The following is a 3,116-nucleotide window of genomic DNA, read 5'->3' as shown; positions in this document are numbered from 1 at the left end:
CGTTCTTTAAAAATTTGGGTATGTGATAGAAATAGACTGAACGTTACTTTCACTGGTAACGGATCAGGCTAAGGTAAAATTTGTGATTCAAATTGCAAATTTTCGGCGAATGTCGTCTTCACAGTATAACCAGATTGCTTGGGGTTATATGGTCAAGTGAAGAAGCGCATACGGTGGATGCCTTGGCAGTCAGAGGCGATGAAAGACGTGGTAGCCTGCGAAAAGCTTCGGGGAGTCGGCAAACAGACTGTGATCCGGAGATGTCTGAATGGGGGAACCCAGCCATCATAAGATGGTTATCTTGTACTGAATACATAGGTGCAAGAGGCGAACCAGGGGAACTGAAACATCTAAGTACCCTGAGGAAAAGAAATCAACCGAGATTCCCTTAGTAGTGGCGAGCGAACGGGGACCAGCCCTTAAGTTGATTTGAGATTAGCGGAACGCTCTGGAAAGTGCGGCCATAGTGGGTGATAGCCCTGTACGCGAAAATCTCTTATCAATGAAATCGAGTAGGACGGAGCACGAGAAACTTTGTCTGAATATGGGGGGACCATCCTCCAAGGCTAAATACTACTGACTGACCGATAGTGAACTAGTACCGTGAGGGAAAGGCGAAAAGAACCCCGGAGAGGGGAGTGAAATAGATCCTGAAACCGTATGCGTACAAGCAGTGGGAGCAGACTTTGTTCTGTGACTGCGTACCTTTTGTATAATGGGTCAGCGACTTATATTCAGTGGCGAGCTTAACCGAATAGGGGAGGCGTAGCGAAAGCGAGTCTTAATAGGGCGTTTAGTCGCTGGGTATAGACCCGAAACCGGGCGATCTATCCATGGGCAGGTTGAAGGTTAGGTAACACTGACTGGAGGACCGAACCGACTACCGTTGAAAAGTTAGCGGATGACCTGTGGATCGGAGTGAAAGGCTAATCAAGCTCGGAGATAGCTGGTTCTCCTCGAAAGCTATTTAGGTAGCGCCTCATGTATCACTGTAGGGGGTAGAGCACTGTTTCGGCTAGGGGGTCATCCCGACTTACCAAACCGATGCAAACTCCGAATACCTACAAGTGCCGAGCATGGGAGACACACGGCGGGTGCTAACGTCCGTCGTGAAAAGGGAAACAACCCAGACCGTCAGCTAAGGTCCCAAAGTCATGGTTAAGTGGGAAACGATGTGGGAAGGCTTAGACAGCTAGGAGGTTGGCTTAGAAGCAGCCACCCTTTAAAGAAAGCGTAATAGCTCACTAGTCGAGTCGGCCTGCGCGGAAGATGTAACGGGGCTCAAACCATGCACCGAAGCTACGGGTATCACCTTTTGGTGATGCGGTAGAGGAGCGTTCTGTAAGCCTGTGAAGGTGAGTTGAGAAGCTTGCTGGAGGTATCAGAAGTGCGAATGCTGACATGAGTAACGACAATGGGTGTGAAAAACACCCACGCCGAAAGACCAAGGTTTCCTGCGCAACGTTAATCGACGCAGGGTTAGTCGGTCCCTAAGGCGAGGCTGAAAAGCGTAGTCGATGGAAAACAGGTTAATATTCCTGTACTTCTGGTTATTGCGATGGAGGGACGGAGAAGGCTAGGCCAGCTTGGCGTTGGTTGTCCAAGTTTAAGGTGGTAGGCTGGAATCTTAGGTAAATCCGGGATTCTAAGGCCGAGAGCTGATGACGAGTTGTCTTTAGACGACGAAGTGGTTGATGCCATGCTTCCAAGAAAAGCTTCTAAGCTTCAGGTAACCAGGAACCGTACCCCAAACCGACACAGGTGGTTGGGTAGAGAATACCAAGGCGCTTGAGAGAACTCGGGTGAAGGAACTAGGCAAAATGGCACCGTAACTTCGGGAGAAGGTGCGCCGGTGAGGGTGAAGGACTTGCTCCGTAAGCTCATGCCGGTCGAAGATACCAGGCCGCTGCGACTGTTTATTAAAAACACAGCACTCTGCAAACACGAAAGTGGACGTATAGGGTGTGACGCCTGCCCGGTGCCGGAAGGTTAATTGATGGGGTTAGCTAACGCGAAGCTCTTGATCGAAGCCCCGGTAAACGGCGGCCGTAACTATAACGGTCCTAAGGTAGCGAAATTCCTTGTCGGGTAAGTTCCGACCTGCACGAATGGCGTAACGATGGCGGCGCTGTCTCCACCCGAGACTCAGTGAAATTGAAATCGCTGTGAAGATGCAGTGTATCCGCGGCTAGACGGAAAGACCCCGTGAACCTTTACTATAGCTTTGCACTGGACTTTGAATTTGCTTGTGTAGGATAGGTGGGAGGCTTTGAAGCGTGGACGCCAGTTCGCGTGGAGCCATCCTTGAAATACCACCCTGGCAACTTTGAGGTTCTAACTCAGGTCCGTTATCCGGATCGAGGACAGTGTATGGTGGGTAGTTTGACTGGGGCGGTCTCCTCCTAAAGAGTAACGGAGGAGTACGAAGGTGCGCTCAGACCGGTCGGAAATCGGTCGTAGAGTATAAAGGCAAAAGCGCGCTTGACTGCGAGACAGACACGTCGAGCAGGTACGAAAGTAGGTCTTAGTGATCCGGTGGTTCTGTATGGAAGGGCCATCGCTCAACGGATAAAAGGTACTCCGGGGATAACAGGCTGATACCGCCCAAGAGTTCATATCGACGGCGGTGTTTGGCACCTCGATGTCGGCTCATCACATCCTGGGGCTGAAGCCGGTCCCAAGGGTATGGCTGTTCGCCATTTAAAGTGGTACGCGAGCTGGGTTTAGAACGTCGTGAGACAGTTCGGTCCCTATCTGCCGTGGACGTTTGAGATTTGAGAGGGGCTGCTCCTAGTACGAGAGGACCGGAGTGGACGAACCTCTGGTGTTCCGGTTGTCACGCCAGTGGCATTGCCGGGTAGCTATGTTCGGAAAAGATAACCGCTGAAAGCATCTAAGCGGGAAACTTGCCTCAAGATGAGATCTCACTGGAACCTTGAGTTCCCTGAAGGGCCGTCGAAGACTACGACGTTGATAGGTTGGGTGTGTAAGCGCTGTGAGGCGTTGAGCTAACCAATACTAATTGCCCGTGAGGCTTGACCATATAACACCCAAGCAATTTGCGTCGAACAGACCAGATTGCGGTGTTGTGAAGATGATACGAACCGAAAGTTTGC

1 rRNA gene is annotated in these 3,116 nt (G+C 51.0%); it reads left to right on the top strand.

From position 1 onward, the window contains the following. The first annotated feature begins 150 nt into the window (after window positions 1-150). Window positions 151-3,043: ribosomal RNA gene (locus AC0SZ7_RS31450) — 23S ribosomal RNA — on the top strand. Window positions 3,044-3,116: the final 73 nt, after the last annotated feature.

This window comes from Pseudomonas sp. JC1203 (genome assembly GCF_056175065.1).
The sequence above is the reverse complement of the archived record's forward strand: the minus strand, read 5'-3'. Positions and strand labels throughout refer to the sequence as shown.